The 745-nt window shown below is 51.8% G+C and carries 1 pseudogene; it reads left to right on the forward strand.

Going from position 1 to position 745, the window contains the following annotated elements:
• A pseudogene (locus tag B2Z72_RS17605) lies at window positions 1–745 on the forward strand (malate synthase G); the annotation flags it as partial.

The following is a 745-nucleotide window of genomic DNA, read 5'->3' on the forward strand; positions in this document are numbered from 1 at the left end:
CTGTGAAGACTCTGTTGCTGCGGTTGATGCAGCGGACAAAGTGCTGACCTACAGCAACTGGCTGGGTCTGATGAAAGGCGATCTGTCTGAGGAAGTATCCAAAGGCGGTAAAACCTTCACCCGTACCATGAACCCTGACCGCGAATACACAGGTCTGAACGGTGAGACTGTGTCTCTGAAAGGCCGTTCTATGCTGTTTATCCGGAACGTGGGTCACCTGATGACTAACCCATCCATTCTGGACAAGAACGGCAACGAAGTACCGGAAGGTATTATGGATGGCATGGTATCGACCCTGATCGCCATTCACGATCTGAAAGGCAATGCGCCGTTCCGTAACTCCACCACAGGTTCTGTGAACATCGTTAAGCCTAAGATGCACGGTCCTGAAGAAGTGGCATTCGCCAATGAACTGTTCGGCCGCATCGAAGACGCACTGGGTCTGCCACGTTTCACCATGAAAATGGGCATCATGGACGAAGAGCGTCGCACCACAGTGAACCTGAAAGAATGTATCCGTTCAGCGAAAGACCGTGTGGTATTCATCAACACCGGCTTCCTTGACCGTACCGGTGACGAAATCCATACCTCTATGCTGGCTGGTCCGTTTGTGCCTAAGAGCACTATGAAGCAGCAGACCTGGATTGGCGCTTACGAAAACTGGAACGTGGATACTGGTCTGGAATGTGGTCTGCAGGGCCGTTCTCAGATCGGTAAAGGTATGTGGGCAATGCCGGATGAAATG

Origin of the sequence: Thalassolituus sp. UBA6592 (assembly GCF_002433655.1) — a bacterium.
Taxonomy (GTDB): domain Bacteria; phylum Pseudomonadota; class Gammaproteobacteria; order Pseudomonadales; family Oceanobacteraceae; genus Venatoribacter.